Raw genomic sequence first — 17,847 nt, 5'->3', positions numbered from 1 at the left:
AGCTAAATGGTTAAATTAATTAAAATATGCCCTGTGATACCAAGGGATCAGTCTGTCTTCATACTTTCAAGTTTCAGTAAAGAATTTAATACAACTAAGAAAATTCGTGAAATACTAACTAGCTGGGGAATTCGATTATTGCCAACAAATTTAAAAACAGGTGTTTTCGCCGAAATAGGCCAAAATGATGGTCCAATACTTGGGTTACGAGCGGATATTGATGCATTGCCGATTGATGAGGCGGCAAATGTTACATTTCGTTCAAAAAATCCAGGAGTCATGCATGCGTGTGGTCATGATACACACATTGTTTCTTTACTAGGTGGGGCATATTTATTAAAGCAGCAGGAGCAAGTGTTGCCTGGAAGAGTGAGATTAATTTTTCAATTGGCCGAAGAGGCAGATGAAGGTGCACTTCAGGTGATTCATGATGGAAAAATTAAGGATTTGGCCGCCATTATTGGCTTTCATAACACACCTAATCAGCCCGTTGGCCAAATTGGCTTTAGAGCAGGAATCACTAGTGGAGCAATTGATAAATTTAAGGTTACATTGACTGGTATTGGTACACATGCTTCTGCACCACAAAATGGTCAGGATCCAATTGTTGCATTAGGTGCCGAGATTGGCGCCTTACAAACCGTTATAAGCCGTCAGATTGATCCCCTACAAGGTGGGGTGCTGAGCATAACACATGTAGCGGCGGGAAATACGTGGAATATTATTCCCGAGACGGCCTTTTTTGAAGGAACAGTCCGAACGACTGATAAAAAGATTCGTCAAACCATCAAGACGCATTTTTTTGATATTGTCAATAATACGGCGAAGGCCTACGGAACGACGGCCACAATCACTTGGTATACTGGTGATCCGTCTGTTGATAATGATAAAGAGTTAACACAGATCATGATTGACGAAAGCAGTCAGTTTACGACAACGTATGATTTACAACCACGATTAGGAAGTGACGATTTTTCTTGTTATCAAACTTATATTCCAGGCGTATACGCAAATATAGGGAACGGCGGTACTGTCAGTAATCACAATTCACGGTTTACGGCCGCCGATGAAACGGTTATTTATGGTACTAAGTTTTTTGAACGTAATGCGATTAGATTACTCAAAGAGTTATCAACCAATTAATATTGCAACGCCACTGTTGTTAATATCAATTTATTAGACTTTAAAGGAGGAATCATTAGTGTCTGAACAAGATTACGATACATTGAGAATTCATGCGGGTTATCGGCCTAAAGAACATTTATATGCATCTTCCGTACCAATCTACGAGACGGCGGCATTTGGTTTAGGTGATGCTCAAACCGCGGAAGAAATTGCAGCGGGGGTTAAAAAGGATCGTTATAGCTATTCTCGAGTGGGCAATCCAACCGTCAAAGTCCTTGAAGATAGAATAGCAGCTTTAGAAGGTGGAATTGGTGCAGTTGCAGTTAGTTCCGGGATGGCCGCTATTTCATACGCAATCCTGAACGTTGCTGAAGGAGGTGGCCGTATCATCGCGCCAATCAATATATATGGCGCTAGTCTTGATGAATTTAGAACTCTTTTACCTAAATTTAATATTAATTTTGATTTTTATGATGAAGTTAACGATTTAAAGCGGGTCAAACAATTGATTCGGCCGAATACCAAGGCAATTTATGTTGAAAGTATTGCCAACCCAAGTACGGAAATCGCTGATATTGAAGGGCTTGCTAAAATTGCACATGCTGCAGGAATTCCATTAATTGTTGATAATACATTGCCGACATCTTACTTGTTTAGACCATTTACTTTTGGTGCCGATGTTGTGGTATATTCGTCAACCAAGGGAATTAACGGACATGGAAATGCGATTTCTGGCTTAATTGTTGATCATGGGCAATTTGATTGGACAAATGGGCATTTTCCTCAGTTTACGGAAGATGAGTTCATTTTAACCGGCGAGTCGCAAGATACCAGTACTAGTTTTTCAACTAAATTTGGAGCAAATGCATTTATTGCGCGGATCAAAATGAAATATGCGCGCTTATTTGGTGGCACTTTAGGCCCTTTTGATGCGTATTTAGCCTTATTGGGTTTGGAAACAATCTCAGAAAGGTTAACAAAGGAAGTGCATAACGCTACAGCTATTGCACAATATTTACAGACTAATTCACATATTGAGCAAGTTTATTATTCTGGAATTGATAAAGCTGATCCATTATTAGCCAAATATTTTCCTAAGGGTATCGGGGGTATTCTGTCCTTTAAAGTGGCAGGCAATGAAGAACAAACAAAAAAGATACTTGATCAAGTAAAAATCTTCAATTATTTACCGAATATAGGGGATGTCCGTTCTTTGATTGTTAACCCAACACGGGTAACACATCGAGAAATCCCCAAAAATATGTTATTAAGGCAGCATTTAACAAACGAAGTACTCCGCTTATCGATTGGTTTAGAAAATGTGGAAAATCTTATATCTGATTTAGATCAGGCAATTACGAAGGCTTTTCAATAAAGATCACAAATATTTTTTGATGGATAGTCTTGTTAGATGCTATCAAAAATAGGTTTAAAACGTTTGAAAAAATGGGTAATACTAATTTTATAAATTAGTTATTCCTGAGAAGTATAAAATAATAAATGCTTTGAAGGATTACGCTTATTTCAATGTACTCGATTTTACGTACCTGTATTTAATTTAAATTTATGTATAGAAAAGAGATCAATTCTTAAAGAAATTGATCTCCATAAATCAGGAGGCCGGGACAAAAGTCCAGGCCTCTTACTATTTTCGGGCATTACTCTAGAACGTGCGCCAAAAGTCTGGATTAGCCTACGTTACGCAGTAAATTCAAAACCGACTCTTATTCCACGCTTTTTTTCAATAATTATCTATTCGGCAACGGGTGCTATCCAGTCAAGTGCAAGTAATTGGTGAAAGTGGCGACCAACTGGGACCCAGAGCTGCGCGTGTAAAATATTTTTTAATGATTCCCAAAATAATGGGTCATCTTGTTGTTTTTCTGAAGTATTAATTGTGATTAATTCGCCAAGTTCGTCTTGGGCAATAACTTTAGGGTAGGCCACTTTAACAATTTTTGCAGCGATAATATTTTTAATTGTTTTTCCATCATCTAAGAGCATTAAAATCATCCTTTTCTTGTGTTCAATGCGGGTGCTTTCTTGATTAGAACAACTTCAGTTTATCGATTAGAGATGATGAAAACCGGACAAAGCTATGATAAATGTGTGACGGATTGCTTAGGAATTATTTAAGTAGTCAAAGAAAAGCTTAAGTAGAAACGTATTAGCGTGTTCCAAAACCAGCGCGGGTGTGCTTGAAACCGCTTTTGCCAATAACGGCAACTGCGAAATAGAATCTAAGGTCTTTTTAAATATTTTCTAGCAATTAATTCGTAACTAAATACTTGGTTAAAAAATGGGCAACGTGGTTCTGATAACGAACAGGGTCTAGCCAGAAGCTTTCAACGTGAGAGGCACCCTTTACAATCCACAATTCGCGTGGGCCCTGAGTTGCGTCATAGTTACGAAAAGCCATGCTATGGGGAACATAAACGTCCTTATCACCATGAATAAATAAAATCGGCAAGTGATTTTTACTTAATTGACTAGTGGATTCAACATCGCTTAAGTAGTACCCCAGCCGGCGTTTATTGATCATGCTAACTAAAGGTACAAATGGATATTTTGGCAAGTGAAATTGTTTTCTAAGCAAATAGCTCAATTCGGCCTCAATACTTGAATAGCCACTATCGGCAATCAGAGCCTTGACTTGTGGCGGTAGCTTTTCGCCGCTCATCATTTCCACCGTTGCACCACCCATACTTGCACCGTACAAAACAATGACACTGTCAGTACCAAGTTTGACGATAATTTTATTCAACCATTCTAGATAATCAAGGCGATCTAACCAACCAAAATTGATGTAGTCACCAGCACTTTCGCCGTGGCTTCGGTCATCAGGTAGTAGGACATTGTAGCCAAGGTTGTAAAAAAGTTGGGCGTAATTCGCCATTATTTCGCCATCACCCTTGTAGCCATGTGAGATAATGACCGTCTGCTTGGATGGTTTAGGCGCCGGAATAAAATTAGCAACTAATCGATTTTCAAGATCATCAGGGTGAAGCACCCATTTTTCTTTTGGAATTTGTTTATACCAATCAACGTAATGGTAGTAGGCAGTTGCGTATTTTTGCTTATCAGCAGAAGTCTCAGGAATGTAATCAACGCGCTTAAAAGCGTAATCGAATAGTCGTAAACTAGCAGCAAGGGCGCTAGAGGCGACAACTGCCGGTGCGGCCAACTCAAGGATTGTTTTTTTCTTCATTTTTTTGGCCACCTCGTAAATTTAAAGATACAGATTGCAACAGTTATTATAAACTAATTTCCTTTCATTTGTCAGTTAACGTGCTCACGGACCGTGTGGGTGGGAAGCCCCATTCTGTCGTAAAAGAAAATTGGACAATAAAAGACCGGGATAAATTTAATTTTATCCCGGTCAATTAAATGGTAATTAAACGCCTAAAATTTCTGCGATTGCCTCTTGCATCGCATTTGGTTCTACTATTTGCTTGTGCAAAACTGGTGCGCTTCGCAGTTGTTCAATTGGTTTGGGTAGTGGCAAATTAATGAAGCTAGCCAGTGTTTCATCGGCCGGAATACCATCAACTGGTGCCGCCTTGCCGGATAGAGCTTGTAATACCGGGTTAGGAAATTTAAATGGACTAGCCGTTGAAACGACAACTGTTAAGGCTTTATCGCCAGTTGCTTCGTGATATTTACGGGCTACAGCAGAGGCAACAGCAGTATGGGGGTCAATCGTATACTGATTTTCCCGGAAGACACGATTAATTTCGTTAGTTGTCTCTAATTCGCTAGCATAATCCGCGTAAAAATCATCTAAGCTACGCCGCATATTATCGTTAACTTGATAGTTGCCAGTTTCGTTAAGTAACTGCATAAAAATTCGGGTTTGCTGATCATTTTTCCCACTAAGTTGGAAAATTAAGCGTTCAAGATTACTTGAAACAAGAATATCCATTGATGGCGAGGTTGTCACGTAGAACGGACGATTTTTGTCGTAGACGCCACTATTAAAAAAGTCAGTCAGAACATTATTTTTATTTGACGCACAAATTAATTTACCAATCGGGAGGCCAATTGCTTTGGCGTAATAAGCCGCCAAAATATTGCCAAAATTACCCGTTGGAACAGAAAAATTAACTTTATCGCCATTCTTAATGGCACCTTTTTTGAGTAACTGCGCATAGGCGAAGACGTAATAGGCAATCTGTGGAACCAAACGGCCAATATTAATCGAATTAGCCGAGGAAAACTGGAAATCTTTGGCGGCTAATTGTTTCCGAAACAAGGTATCATTAAAGATTTTTTTGACGTTAGTTTGTGCTTGATCAAAATTACCATCAATTCCCACAACGTGCGTGTTGGCACCAGTTTGCGTGACCATTTGTTGCTTTTGGATGCTGCTGACACCGTCTTTAGGGTAGAAGACAATAATTGAGGTTCCGGGAACATCGGCAAAGCCAGCCATAGCGGCCTTGCCCGTATCACCAGAAGTTGCCGTTAGAATGACAATCTCCTTATCCAGATGATTCTTCTTGGCGGCGGTAGTCATTAAATACGGCAGAATTGATAATGCCATATCCTTGAAGGCTAACGTTGGACCGTGGAAAAGTTCAAGAAAATAGCCGTCTTCAGATTTTTTTAACGGCGCAATGGCTGGTGTCGTAAATTTTTTATCGTAAGCCTTATTAATACAATCGCGTAATTCCTGTTCAGTAAAGTCAGTTAAAAAGGCGTGTAAAATTTGGTAAGCAACCTCTTGGTAAGGCGCATTGATTAATTTAGCAAAGTTAAGTTCAACTTGGGGTAGGTCAACAGGTACAAATAGGCCACCATCGGGAGCGAGTCCCTGTAAAATTGCCTGCGAGGCAGTTAATGCCTTTTCTTCAGGGCCACGAGTACTTCGATACAAGATTTCCATAGGTGATACCTTCCTTTGCATTTCTATTAATGAGAAATCAGTTAGAGTGTTTACCAAAATAATACCATATAACGTCCTTAAGTTGCGCTTATAAGTGAAAACATTAAGTAATTTTAGTAACCAATTGAAGAATGCTGTAGACGGTAAAAACTTTTTTAACCGCGTTTACACTAAGGAGACCAAGGAGATCCTAGTAAAAGTATCTTCTAATCACGATTTAGTTACTAAAATGGGCCTTAGAATTGTTATGGAGCAGTGTGAAAAATTGCTTCATACCTATTATCATTTTAGTGTAAGCGCGTCAATTAACGTTTAACAAGCAAAAAAATTAGGAAAATGTCTGCACGATTATAAAAGCATTAATAGAAGATTAATTTAATATTATAAAACGAGTTGACATTTCACATTTAGACGATTAATATAAATACCAACAACAAATAAAGTGTTTAAAGGAGGTCATCAATATGAATTATTTTTCAACTGCAAAATTGAATAAATCTAACCAAGAGATGGCCACTTTAGCACTTGCCCTACTCCTCTAACCAGGACTCTACACATCATCGTGTTGAGCCCTATTCGCGTTAGGAAGTAGGGCTCACAAGCAAAGCATTCAAGCCGAGCACCCTACTTTTTAAGTAGGGTGCTCGTTTTATTTTTCAGAGGTGCGTGTACTAGCGACAATTTACACGCTAACTAATTGCAAATAGAAAAGGAGAGCTTGAATATGAAAAAAATCCATTTTTTTGATACGACGTTACGCGATGGTGAACAGACAATTGGGGTTAACTTTAGCATTCAACAAAAGGTTGCAATCGCTAAACAATTAGAGAAGTGGGGCGTTGACGTGATTGAAGCAGGCTTTCCAATTGCTTCACCGCAAGACTTTGAAGCCGTCGCGGCCGTTTCAAAGGCTGTTGATCACACGATGATTACAGGGCTGGCTCGGTGTAAAAATGCCGACATTGATTCGTGCACCAAGGCAACTAAGGACGCCGCGATTAAACAAATTCATGTTTTTATTGCAACTAGTCCAATTCATCGCGAATCTAAATTACACATGACTAAAGAACAAGTGATTGAAAGTATTAGAGCACACGTCAGTTACGCCAAACAATTTTTTGATATTGTTCAGTTTTCACCTGAAGATGCAACTCGAACCGAACTTGATTTTTTAGCCGAGGCTTGTCAAACCGCGATTGATGCTGGAGCGACCGTTATCAATATTGCCGACACGGTTGGCTACACAAATCCAATTGAATACGGGCATCTATTTCAATACTTACAACAACATATTCAACAGTTTGATGACATTATTTTTTCTTCTCATTGTCATAATGACTTGGGGATGGCCACGGCCAATACGTTAGCTGCCATCGAGAATGGTGCGACCCGGGTCGAAGGGACGATAAATGGGATTGGTGAACACGCTGGTAATGTAGCCTTAGAACAAATTGCGGCTAATTTCTACGTCCGCAAAGACTATTATCAGTGCACCGACAACATCAATATGAAGGAAACGAAGCAAACAAGTGAAATGGTCAGTAATTTTGCTCAGATGCAAGTCGCCAATAATCAACCAGTAACAGGTGTTAATTGTTTCTCGATTGAATCGGGTATTCACCAAGATGGTTATCTGAAAAATCCGCAAACTTATGAAATTTTAACGCCAGAAACCGTGGGTATGAAAGCAACGGCATTGCCATTAGGTAAATTGTCAGGTAGTCACGCAATTATGGTGAAGTTAAATGAGATGGGTTATGACGTTAATCGGGAAGAAATGCGAACTATTTTTCCAATTTTCAAACGAATTGCTGATCAAACTAAGTTGGTTTCGGAAGATGATTTACACCGGATGATGACCGCCATTGCAAAAGATGGTGCCTGTGAAGAAACAGTTGTAAAGGAAGTGGTTTCGGCATGAGTTATGAAATTGCAATTTTGCCAGGTGATTACATTGGACCAGAAATTATGGCGGCCGGGCTAAAGGTTTTTGCGGCAGCGGCTAAGGTCACAAATTTTAATTATCACACTACCACGTACCCATTTGGCGGGGCGGCAATTGATCAGGTTGGTGAGCCACTACCGGCAGCAACTATTAGCGGTACCAAGGCGGCCGACGCAATTTTATTGGCAGCAATTGGTGGGCCTAAATGGGATCAGGCGCCTAAACGACCAGAGCAAGGATTACTAGCAATTCGCAAAGCCTTGAATTTATTTGCCAATATTCGACCAACTCACGTTAATCCAGCACTAGTTCAACGCTCACCGTTAAAGGCAGAAATTGCACAGGGGACTGATTTTGTTATTGTTCGTGAACTAACCAGCGGCATTTACTTTGGTGAACCACGCTACCAACACGCTGCTGAGGCACTTGACACAATGTATTATTCTCGTAAAGAGATTCAGCGTATTTTAAAGGCGGGTTTTGAACTGGCCAAGCAGCGGCGCCAACACGTTACAGTGGTCGATAAAGCAAATGTCCTAGCAACTAGTAAATTGTGGCGAGCGATCGCAAATGAGATGGCAACAGATTATCCCGAAATTCGGTTAGATTTTGAATATGTCGATGCCGCGGCAATGAAAATTGTGCAGCAACCCACTAATTTTGATGTGATTATTACAGAAAATTTATTTGGTGACATTTTAAGTGACGAGGCGGCAACGGTTACTGGTTCACTTGGCACAATTCCTTCCGAGAGCCGGGGTGATAGCGGCCCAAGCCTTTACGAACCAATTCACGGATCAGCGCCAGATATTGCCGGCAAAGGAATTGCTGATCCACTGTCGATGATTAACTCGATTACCATGATGCTGCGGAACTCGTTTCAGGAAACTCAGACAGCAGATTTAATTGATGCTGCGGTGACCGCAACACTGCAAGAAGGAATTCTTCCACCAGATTTAGGTGGAAAGGCAACAACGCAAGTAATGACGAAAGCAATTATTCAACATATTTAAACGAAAGCAGGTTTTTAAAATGGCACAAACAATGTACGACAAAATTTGGAATAAACACGTTATTAGTGGTAAAGCGGGTGAACCGCAATTAATCTACGTTGATCTTCACCTAGTTCATGAAGTAACGTCGCCGCAGGCTTTTGAAGGATTATGGGAAAACAACCGTAAAGTTCGGCGACCAGATCGTACATTTGCAACCATGGATCATAATGTACCAACTGAAGATATTTTTAACGTTAAAGACGTTATTTCCCGTAAACAAATGGACACTTTACGAAAAAATTGTACTGATTTTGGCGTTCGTTTGGCGGCAATTGGCGAAGAACAGCAAGTAATTATCCACGCAATTGGACCGCAGCTAGGGTTGACCCAGCCTGGTGAAGTCATTGTTTGTGGGGATTCGCACACTTCCACGCATGGTGCCTTTGGGTCGATTGCCTTTGGGATTGGAACTTCAGAAGTGGAACATGTTTTCGCAACCCAGACGATTTGGCAGGCCAAACCGAAAACAATGGGAATTCACGTTCATGGTGATTTTCAAAAGGGTGTTTACGCTAAAGATTTAGTTATGGCGTTAATTGCGCAAAATGGCGTTGATTTTGGAACGGGTTATGCGATTGAATTTTACGGTAACACGATTGAAAATATGTCGATGGATGAACGGATGACTTTATGTAATATGGTGATTGAAGGTGGTGCCAAGAGCGGGATTATTCGCCCGGATCAGACGACCTTTGATTACGTAACTGGTCGCGAATACGCACCAAAAGATATGGCCGCCGCTAAAGCATACTGGCAACAATTTTATACGGATGACGAAAGTGCTTTTGATGACCGAATGGACTTTGATGTTTCTAGTCTGGCACCTTACGTTTCTTGGGGGACTAATCCGGGGATGGCCGTTCCGATTGATCAGCCATTTCCAGAGCCAAAAGATATTAATGACCAAAAGGCTTATGACTATGAGGGCCTGAAGCCAGCGCAAAAGCCAGAAGAAATTGATATTGGTTTTGTCTTTATTGGTTCTTGTACTAACGGGCGTTTATCTGATTTAAAAATTGCCGCTAATATTTTAAAAGGGCGGCACATTAACCCAAAGATTACGGCGTTAGTTGTGCCGGCTTCTCGAGCCATTCGTGAAGAGGCCGAGCGACGGGGATACGATAAAATTTTCAAGGACGCTGGTTGTGAGTGGCGTGAACCTGGGTGCTCGGCATGTCTGGGAATGAATCCAGATCAAGTGCCAGCCGGAGTACATTGTGCATCAACTTCTAACCGTAATTTCGTTGGTCGCCAGGGAGTGGGGTCAATGACCCATTTGGCAAGTCCAGCAATGGTTGCAACGGCAGCAATATACGGGCACTTTGTTGATATTCGTAAACAAACAGTTACGGCTTAATTCAGAAGGGAAGAGAAAAAATGGAACCAATTACTGTACATACAGGAAAATCAGTTGCTTTAATGCGAAATGATGTCGATACTGATCAAATTATTCCGAAACAATTTTTAAAGAATATTCTAAAAACTGGTTTTGGTATTCACCTTTTTTATGATTGGCGCTATTTGAAAAATGGTCGGCCAAATCCTGATTTTATTTTGAATCAACCAACTTCAAAGGGAGCCACAATTCTAGTAACCGGGAACAATTTTGGTTGTGGTTCTTCACGTGAACACGCTGCTTGGGCATTAAAGGATTGGGGGTTTAAAGTTATTATTGCCGGCGGTTACAGCGATATTTTTTACATGAACTGTACTAAAAATGGTCTACTACCAATTGTTTTACCCCAAACGGCCCGCGATATTTTGGCCAAGGCGACGCCGGAAGAGACAATCACGATTGATTTGGTGCACCAACGCGTAAAGTACGCTAACCATGAATTTACTTTTGAAATCAATCCAACTTGGAAAGACAAGTTTTTAAAGGGAACTGATGATATTGATTTAACGATGACTTACGAAGACCAAATCACAGCATTTGAAGCAAAGATGCCGGTATTTGACTAAAAAATAGGCCTTTGCGCAAAATGTTTCTAAAAGAATGAGGAGGACCATGTTTCGAGTGCGCAGTTTAAGCGCTAGGAGAATGGCTATCATCCGAAGATAATTAGTTTGCGTGTCAACGCAAAGTGTTCCTATAAAATGAGGAGGAGATTCAATGGCAGCTCAAGCAATGAGTTTAGAACGGCGACTGGACCATACCAGCACAACGCCACTTTTTTATAAAATTTTTGCATTAGTTTCTGGAGGTATGTTTTTGGACGCCATTGATGTTTACATGGCAAGTGGTGTTGCCAGTGTTCTCCTGAAATCTGGCTGGTCAACTTTAATGAAAAACACAGTATTTTTATCAGTTGGGTTCCTTGGCCTCTTTATTGGCTCGTTGTTGGCCGGTTTTATTGGTGATTTGCAAGGCAGGCGCAAGGCCTATCAGGTCAATCTTGTTTTATTTGGCGGATTTACTTTTATTGGGGCATTTGCACCCAATATGAGCTTCTTGATTTTTTGTCGGTTTATGAGCAGCGTTGGGCTTGGTTCAGAAATCGTAACGGGCTATTCAATGCTAAATGAATTTGCACCGATTAAATCACGGGGACGTTGGTGTGCGGCTGCTTCCTTAATTGCTAACTGTGGTGCACCGATTACGATGTTGCTGTGTACGTTGATTATTCCTCGTTTTGGCTGGCGGATTATGTTCGTGATGGTCGGAATTTTTGCAATTGTGTTATGGATTTTACGCCGCGATATTCCGGAATCCCCACGTTGGTTAATCGCACACGGTAAGCGAGAACAGGCGGCCGCCATTATTGAAAAATTAGAAGACAATCAACCAATAATTGAGCAAGAAGAACAGGCCAAGGCACCAGCCGTTCACACCCCAAGGCTTGGAATTAGTTTACTAGTCGCAATTGTTGCCGTTTCAGCGACGATTATTTGCCAGTACACTTTTACAACCTGGGTGCCAACTTTATTGATTAAACGGGGAATTAATGTTGTTCACTCACTTGGATTTTCAACGATCATGATGTTAGGTGCGCCAGTTGGTGCCGCGATCGGTACTTTATTGGTTGATCGAATTGGTCGAAAATGGGTAATCGTTCCAAGTTTTATTCTAGTAGCAGTGTTTGGCATGCTATACGCTTACCAAACTACTTCTGTCGGTGTAATGATTGTTGGCTTCTTCTTAACCTGTTGTTTTTACGTTTTAATGGCCACCGTGGTCGCCGTCTACGTTGCTGAATTATTTCCAACTACTTTTCGTTTTCGTGGTTCCGGCATTGCTAACGGTATTGCAAAATTATTTACCGTTGCCATGCCGTACGCGGTAACTGCATTTTTGACCTGGTTTAGTCCCACGTTGATTTTTGTTATGATTAGCGGAATTGCTTTAATTGCGGCGGCTGTTGTCTGGTACTTTGGTCCAGAAACAAAACAGAAAATAATCGAATAACAAATAAGGGAGTTGGATAAAAGTCGGTTTGGAGTTTACGTTACGCAGTGAATCCAAATTTTTAGCGCATATTCTAGAAAATAGTAAGCGGCTGTGAAGTGAACCCCCGGTATTAGATTTTGGTCCAATACCGGGGGTTCACTTCACTGAGACAAAAGTCCCAGCTGCTTACTATTTTTAATTGAAACTTAAAGAGGGAATTAAGATGGAATGGAACGCACAAAAATATGATACAAAGCACGCTTTTGTGGCAAAATCTGCTGGCCGAATTACCTAAAACACCGCAGCATATTATTGATATTGGTTGTGGGACTGGCACACTAACAAATGAGATTGCTCGGGCCGGTCATCAGGTTGTTGGGATTGATCAATCGGCCAATATGATTAAACAGGCCAGAGCTAAATTTCCGCAATTGGACCTTCAAATAAAGAATGTTTTGCTGCCAGTAATGCAAACAGAAAGATATGATGTTGTATTTTCTAACGCAGTTTTTCACTGGATTAAGGATCAAGATAAACTATTACAAAATATTTTCACTTTATTGAAAGCAAATGGTCAGCTGATTTGTGAATTTGGTGCTGCCGGGAATATTGCTCGGATTCAGCAGGCTTTTCAGCATGAACTTACACAACTAGACCGGGAATACCATTCGCCGTTCTTTTTCCCGACGCGGCTTGATTACGCAACCTTATTGCGTAGCCATCAATTTAAGGTTGAGGAGATCACTGTTTATGATCGGCCAACAGTACTTGCAGGTGGCGCTGCTGGTTTGAAAAATTGGATTGAACAATTTTTTGCAACTGATTTATTTAAATTAAGTCAGGCGAAACAGACGTTGATCATCCACAATATGGTTCAAAATTTGAAGGACAGTTTGTGGAAACAAGATCATTGGGAGGCCGATTATCGCCACATTAAAGTACGGGCAAGTAAGTGATGTAGATTTTGGCGCACGTTCTAGAGTAATGATCGGAAACAGTAAGAGGCTAGGATTTTTGTCCCAGCCTCTTTGTGGATCTTATTAGCGTAATTAATTAATTTAGTTTAACGTCTTCATCGTTAGACTTAGCAACTTTACTACCCGTTAGCACCTTACCAATTGCTGGAATAGTGCCTAGGCTATCAAGTGATTTGTTAGGTAAAACAATGGTATTATTTTGTCCGGCGGCAACTTGTTCCATGGCTTCGACATTCTTATATTGAAGGAATAATTCACCGTTATTGGCTAAGGCCGAATTAATTTGGTTGATTTGATCACGGACAGATTCAGCGACCAACCGTTGACTTTCGGCCTTACCTTGAGCCTCAAGGACTTGCGTTTGTTTATTGGCTTCGGCCTCAAGAATGGTACTTTGTTTTTGACCTTCAGCTTTAGCAATTGCCGCTTGTTTGTAACCTTCAGCCTCGGTGATATTGGCCTGTTTTTCACGAGAAGCACGGAGTAATTTATTCATTGATTCTTGAATATCGCCGTCAACCTTAATCGAATCAATGTTGACCCGATCAACGTTTAGGCCGTAACCGGCTGTAGTTGACGCAATTTGTTGGAATAAAGTGGTATTAATCTTCTCGGTTCCATTTAAAACATCATTTAAATCCATGTTGCCGATGATGCCACGAAGGTTAGCCCGAGTATCCTGAACCATACTCAAAACGGAATTCTTATTTTTATAAACATAAGCATTGACGTCAGTAATGTGGTATTTCAGGGTTTCAGAAATCTTAACAACAACGTTATCCTTAGTAATAACTTCTTGTTCTTCCACTTTTAAGGGGATTTGTTTCATATTGACAATCTGTGTAATTCGGTAAATTATTGGTAAGACAACGTGGAAGCCTGGTTCTAATGTACGCACGTAAACACCAAGTCGTTCAACGATGCCAACCTCACCGGTATGAATAATAGCAAAAGTAGAAAAGAAAAGTATCCCAAATAAAATAAGTACAACTAAAACGATAACCCCAATGATCCAACCAAACATAATCAATTTCCTCCTTTTTAATACAATGAAACCTATTTATCTAAAAATCTTTCAGAATAGAGACTAGAACAAAAACCCCTAGCCGCTTACTACTTTAGACCATGCGCTAAGGTCGCGGGGTCCATGTGCCTGCTAAGCTAATGACTATAGTGCTGGTTATTGAAATTAGCCTTCGTTACGCACGTAAACCAAAAATCAATTTTTTTATCACGCTCGTGTTCTGAAATCATTTTTTACAAAAGTTCTACACCTAAAAATTGACCTAAATATTTCCTAAAAGTACTGCTGTCCGATTTGCTAGCCTGACTAGTCGACAGCTAATTTATGCTTTTTTCACCAAATAATTGATTAAAATTACGCAGTCAAATTTGAACACCTTTTAAGACATATTCTACTAACAAGGTTCCCACATAGTGTACCTTAAGTTGATTAGTTAAGATAGTGTAGTAATTAACAAATAGGCTAAAAAACGTCTAATTATTGTTTTATAATTAACGATTATAGATGGTAAATGTAAATTGGAATTTAGATTAGGTACTGGCTAAAAATTGAGCCGATAATTATTAATAACGGTAGCTTTTGAGTGACAAGCTAGTACTCTAAGTTGGTCTCCTGTTTACGAACGTACAATAATAAAGGAGTAACGCGAACAATTGTGACGGTATCACCAGCAGTGGCGGTATCTTCCACGAGATAATGGTACCAAATCCCGTAAAATTCGATAACGCCTTGTAAATCACTTGTTGTTAATTGAAAAGTTTGCCCTAATAACCGATCATCTAACATGTAATTGCCTCCTCCTATTATTTTACTCATTCTATGCGTCCGACTTCTGGATGACAATAGAAAGTAAATTTATTGTTGTAAGGTTTAGTTTACTTAGTAGCTCCCTTGTTAAGAAGGGAAACCAGTTGGTTATAGTTGACGTCTTGTTTTTATGAAGTAGAATCAAATTAGAATCAATAGTGCCAGTCAAAGGACGGGAGAAAATTTACATGAAAGTTGTTATTGTTGGCTGTACCCATGCTGGTACGGCCGCCGCTAAACAAATATTGGCTAGTTCTCCAAATACAGAAGTAACCGTTTACGAGCGCCACCAAGATATTTCATTCTTATCTTGTGGCATTTCGCTTTATCTTAGTGGCAAAGTTAAATCATTGGAAGAAATGTTTTACGCAACGCCAGAGGATTTAGAGCAGTTAGGCGCTAAAGTACGGACTAACTGTGATGTTTATGCTATTGACACTAAGCATAAAACACTTCGAGTTGAAGAGCTACAAACAGGGATTAAATACCAGGATACTTATGATAAATTAGTAATGGCAACTGGTTCGGTACCAGTTGTGCCGCCAATCGAAGGTGTTAGTTTGCCCGGAATTTTAATGTGTAAAGATTACGAGGATGCCAAGCAAATTTACCAGACGGCTAAGTCGGCTAAACGAATTGCAATTATCGGCGGAGGATACGTTGGTGTTGAGCTTGTTGAGGCCTATAGTCGGACTGGTCACGATGTTATGCTGATTAATGGGCTGCACCGACCTTTAAGTCATTACGTTGATGTACCGTTTGCTAAAGAAGTTGAAGCAGACATGAAACAGCATGGTGTTCAACTCTATTTAAATGAGGTTGCACACACTTTTGATAGTGATGATCAACATATTTACATTAAAACGAATAAGGCAGAACGTGAAGCGGATTTAGCGGTAGTTTGTGTTGGTTTTCGCCCGCAGACCGATTTATTAGAGGGCCAAGTTGAGCTGACAAAAGATGGTGCAATTCATGTTAATGATTATATGCAAACATCTGATCCAGATATCTTTGCGGCAGGTGATTCGGTTGCCGTTCACTTTAACCCAACCCAAACTGATGCGTACACACCACTGGCAACTAATGCAGTTCGGCAAGGTGCCTTAGTTGGAAGAAATATTTTTAAGCCAACACTAAAGTATTTAGGTACCCAGGCTACCTCAGCCTTACATTTGTACGGGAAAACTGTTGCATCAACTGGCCTAACCTTAGAACGGGCGCAAAAGCACGGCTTTACGGCAGCGGCGGTTGATCTAACGGATAATTATCGACCGGAATTTATGGAATCGACTACACCGGTGGAAATGCGTTTAGTTTACGATCAAAATGATCACCGAATATTAGGTGGTCAATTAGTTAGCAAATACGACATAGCTCAATCGGCCAATCTATTATCAGTTTGTATTCAAAATAAAAATACCATTGAAGATTTAGCATTTGTTGACATGCTATTTTCACCGTATGATGATCGACCATTTAATTATTTAAATTTACTAGGCCAGGCAGCAATGCAACAAGAAGAAGCACGTTAGTAACACTAAATAGCGCACAATTGCCGGATTTATTCTGGGCAATTGTGCGCTTATTTAATGGCATTGAACTGCTGCAAAGTAGAAGCTAAACTTTTTTTCAAATAGTTGCTAGCTAAAACCTAGCGATTAAATGGTAGAACTTGATCGATAATCAGGCCGCTTGCACGTAAAAACATAGTTGTGACAATTGGACCAACGTATTTAAACCCCCACTGTTTGAGATCACGGGCGACTTTCTCGGCAATTGGTGAGGTTGTTGGAATATCATCATCTTGCTGATAAGTGTTAACAATTGGTTGGTTGTTAACAAATCCCCAAAGATACGTGGCGAAGCTGCCAAATTCGGATTGGACTTGGTGGAAGGCTTGGGCGTTAGTAACCAAAGCGTATGCTTTCCGTCGATCGGGTATCATCCCGGGAGCGACTAAAGCTTTTTCAATATCAGTGCTTGTCATTTTGGCGACTTCAGTAGGTACCATTTTACAAAAATTTCGGCGAAAAACATCACGTTTCCCGGCAGCCTCCCACCAGGTTAACCCTGATTGAAACATACCAACTGCAAGTAATTGAAAGAGCAGTACATCATCGTGGGTTGCTGTCCCCCATTGTCTTTGGTAGGCCTCCACAGCAGGTCCTTGATTATAACGCAGCCGTTCAGGACTGGGCTGTTGGGGTTTTTTTGGCCGTTCAGGTTCACCAAATAGATTAATTTGTTCGTAAGCCATTTTAATACCCTCCTTGTCGATGTTTGCTTAGAAATAGCTGGTGTTAGGTCGAAATGATACGTAAGTTTTAAACTAAAACTTGAATTTGAAATCGAATATCAGTATGATAATACTATACGCGTCGGTAGTGTAATGGATAGCACGTGAGATTTCGGTCCTTACGATCGGGGTTCGATTCCCCGCTGACGCATAATTTGAGCATGGCTTAAGGATGAGGGTTAGTTCCTCATCCTTTTTTGTTGTCTAAGGCAGGATGGATGTTTAAACAATATTGGTGTGGGTTCTTTTCTGATTAATTTAACCTAAACGTGTTTAGCAAGCAGCTTTTGCGGATAAAAGGTTAGCTTTCTCTAAAATGAGAGCGTAAAATTTGGCAGGTAAGGA

Annotated in this window: 15 protein-coding genes and 1 tRNA gene; 10 read left to right on the top strand and 6 right to left on the bottom strand. The window is 40.4% G+C overall.

All coding sequences use genetic code 11. The annotated features are described in order from the left end of the window. The first annotated feature begins 6 nt into the window (after nt 1–6). Nucleotides 7–1,143 carry an amidohydrolase gene (locus EKM61_RS02390; RefSeq protein ID WP_075168903.1) on the top strand — a complete coding sequence of 379 codons (1,137 nt, stop codon included), beginning with the start codon at nt 7–9 and terminating at the stop codon, nt 1,141–1,143. 58 nt (nt 1,144–1,201) lie between these two features. Next, nucleotides 1,202–2,500 carry an O-acetylhomoserine aminocarboxypropyltransferase/cysteine synthase family protein gene (locus EKM61_RS02385; protein WP_068225834.1) on the top strand — a complete coding sequence of 433 codons (1,299 nt, stop codon included), beginning with the start codon at nt 1,202–1,204 and terminating at the stop codon, nt 2,498–2,500. Nucleotides 2,501–2,877: 377 nt separating this feature from the next. Here EKM61_RS02385 and EKM61_RS02380 read toward each other — a convergent pair whose 3' ends face one another. The 3 genes from EKM61_RS02380 to thrC form a co-directional block, all read right to left on the bottom strand. Then, nucleotides 2,878–3,129: a hypothetical protein gene (locus tag EKM61_RS02380; RefSeq protein ID WP_068225835.1), complete on the bottom strand. Its 252-nt coding sequence runs from the start codon at nt 3,127–3,129 to the stop codon at nt 2,878–2,880. Nucleotides 3,130–3,394: 265 nt separating this feature from the next. Beyond that, a complete protein-coding gene (locus EKM61_RS02375) occupies nt 3,395–4,333 on the bottom strand; it encodes an alpha/beta hydrolase (RefSeq protein ID WP_068225836.1) in 939 nt (312 codons plus the stop codon). A 186-nt stretch (nt 4,334–4,519) separates the two neighbouring features. Continuing rightward, complete coding sequence (gene thrC, locus EKM61_RS02370) at nt 4,520–6,010, bottom strand: threonine synthase (protein ID WP_068225808.1); 1,491 nt, start codon at nt 6,008–6,010, stop codon at nt 4,520–4,522. Between the two features lie 724 nt (nt 6,011–6,734). Here thrC and EKM61_RS02365 point away from each other — a divergent pair. The 6 genes from EKM61_RS02365 to EKM61_RS02340 all read left to right on the top strand — a co-directional run bounded on the left by EKM61_RS02365 (nt 6,735) and on the right by EKM61_RS02340 (nt 13,354). After that, on the top strand, nt 6,735–7,931 hold the full coding sequence (locus tag EKM61_RS02365; RefSeq protein ID WP_068225807.1) for a 2-isopropylmalate synthase: 1,197 nt from the start codon (nt 6,735–6,737) through the stop codon (nt 7,929–7,931). Further along, nucleotides 7,928–8,968: a 3-isopropylmalate dehydrogenase gene (gene leuB / locus EKM61_RS02360; RefSeq protein WP_068225806.1), complete on the top strand. Its 1,041-nt coding sequence runs from the start codon at nt 7,928–7,930 to the stop codon at nt 8,966–8,968. The genes EKM61_RS02365 and leuB overlap by 4 nt, the downstream gene beginning before the upstream one ends. 19 nt (nt 8,969–8,987) lie before the next feature. Then, a complete protein-coding gene (gene leuC / locus EKM61_RS02355; RefSeq protein WP_068377125.1) occupies nt 8,988–10,367 on the top strand; it encodes a 3-isopropylmalate dehydratase large subunit in 1,380 nt (459 codons plus the stop codon). Nucleotides 10,368–10,387: 20 nt separating this feature from the next. Then, nucleotides 10,388–10,972 (top strand): 3-isopropylmalate dehydratase small subunit, encoded by a 585-nt coding sequence (leuD, locus tag EKM61_RS02350; RefSeq protein WP_068225804.1) that lies wholly within the window; start codon nt 10,388–10,390, stop codon nt 10,970–10,972. A gap of 151 nt (nt 10,973–11,123) precedes the next feature. Next, nucleotides 11,124–12,416 carry an MFS transporter gene (locus EKM61_RS02345; RefSeq protein WP_068225803.1) on the top strand — a complete coding sequence of 431 codons (1,293 nt, stop codon included), beginning with the start codon at nt 11,124–11,126 and terminating at the stop codon, nt 12,414–12,416. 227 nt (nt 12,417–12,643) lie between these two features. Then, entirely contained in the window at nt 12,644–13,354 is a 711-nt protein-coding gene (locus tag EKM61_RS02340; RefSeq protein WP_225359724.1) for a class I SAM-dependent methyltransferase, read from the top strand. 97 nt (nt 13,355–13,451) lie between these two features. Here EKM61_RS02340 and EKM61_RS02335 read toward each other — a convergent pair whose 3' ends face one another. Further along, nucleotides 13,452–14,399 carry an SPFH domain-containing protein gene (locus tag EKM61_RS02335; RefSeq protein ID WP_068225802.1) on the bottom strand — a complete coding sequence of 316 codons (948 nt, stop codon included), beginning with the start codon at nt 14,397–14,399 and terminating at the stop codon, nt 13,452–13,454. Nucleotides 14,400–14,990: 591 nt separating this feature from the next. Further along, a complete protein-coding gene (locus EKM61_RS02330) occupies nt 14,991–15,185 on the bottom strand; it encodes a hypothetical protein (protein WP_068225801.1) in 195 nt (64 codons plus the stop codon). A 209-nt stretch (nt 15,186–15,394) separates the two neighbouring features. Here EKM61_RS02330 and EKM61_RS02325 point away from each other — a divergent pair, with 209 nt between their 5' ends. Then, entirely contained in the window at nt 15,395–16,738 is a 1,344-nt protein-coding gene (locus EKM61_RS02325) for an FAD-dependent oxidoreductase (protein ID WP_082918537.1), read from the top strand. A gap of 119 nt (nt 16,739–16,857) precedes the next feature. Here EKM61_RS02325 and EKM61_RS02320 read toward each other — a convergent pair whose 3' ends face one another. Continuing rightward, nucleotides 16,858–17,463: a DNA-3-methyladenine glycosylase I gene (locus EKM61_RS02320; protein WP_082918536.1), complete on the bottom strand. Its 606-nt coding sequence runs from the start codon at nt 17,461–17,463 to the stop codon at nt 16,858–16,860. Nucleotides 17,464–17,581: 118 nt separating this feature from the next. Between EKM61_RS02320 and EKM61_RS02315 the strand changes: the two genes are divergently transcribed. Then, nucleotides 17,582–17,653, top strand: a tRNA-Arg gene (locus EKM61_RS02315). Nucleotides 17,654–17,847 lie beyond the last annotated feature (194 nt).

This window comes from Loigolactobacillus backii (genome assembly GCF_003946275.1).
GTDB lineage: Bacteria > Bacillota > Bacilli > Lactobacillales > Lactobacillaceae > Loigolactobacillus > Loigolactobacillus backii.
Note: the sequence above shows the minus strand (reverse complement) of the source record. Positions and strands in the feature narration are given on the sequence as shown.

Excerpts from the sequence above, each read along its gene's own strand:
- EKM61_RS02390 (WP_075168903.1), top strand. The coding sequence starts at position 7 with ATGGTTAAATTAATTAAAATATGCCCTGTGATACCAAGGGATCAGTCT.
- EKM61_RS02325 (WP_082918537.1), top strand. The coding sequence starts at position 15,395 with ATGAAAGTTGTTATTGTTGGCTGTACCCATGCTGGTACGGCCGCCGCT.
- leuC (WP_068377125.1), top strand. The coding sequence starts at position 8,988 with ATGGCACAAACAATGTACGACAAAATTTGGAATAAACACGTTATTAGT.
- thrC (WP_068225808.1), bottom strand. The coding sequence starts at position 6,010 with ATGGAAATCTTGTATCGAAGTACTCGTGGCCCTGAAGAAAAGGCATTA.
- EKM61_RS02380 (WP_068225835.1), bottom strand. The coding sequence starts at position 3,129 with ATGCTCTTAGATGATGGAAAAACAATTAAAAATATTATCGCTGCAAAA.
- EKM61_RS02365 (WP_068225807.1), top strand. The coding sequence starts at position 6,735 with ATGAAAAAAATCCATTTTTTTGATACGACGTTACGCGATGGTGAACAG.
- EKM61_RS02375 (WP_068225836.1), bottom strand. The coding sequence starts at position 4,333 with ATGAAGAAAAAAACAATCCTTGAGTTGGCCGCACCGGCAGTTGTCGCC.
- EKM61_RS02330 (WP_068225801.1), bottom strand. The coding sequence starts at position 15,185 with ATGTTAGATGATCGGTTATTAGGGCAAACTTTTCAATTAACAACAAGT.
- leuD (WP_068225804.1), top strand. The coding sequence starts at position 10,388 with ATGGAACCAATTACTGTACATACAGGAAAATCAGTTGCTTTAATGCGA.
- EKM61_RS02320 (WP_082918536.1), bottom strand. The coding sequence starts at position 17,463 with ATGGCTTACGAACAAATTAATCTATTTGGTGAACCTGAACGGCCAAAA.
- EKM61_RS02335 (WP_068225802.1), bottom strand. The coding sequence starts at position 14,399 with ATGTTTGGTTGGATCATTGGGGTTATCGTTTTAGTTGTACTTATTTTA.
- leuB (WP_068225806.1), top strand. The coding sequence starts at position 7,928 with ATGAGTTATGAAATTGCAATTTTGCCAGGTGATTACATTGGACCAGAA.
- EKM61_RS02345 (WP_068225803.1), top strand. The coding sequence starts at position 11,124 with ATGGCAGCTCAAGCAATGAGTTTAGAACGGCGACTGGACCATACCAGC.
- EKM61_RS02340 (WP_225359724.1), top strand. The coding sequence starts at position 12,644 with ATGATACAAAGCACGCTTTTGTGGCAAAATCTGCTGGCCGAATTACCT.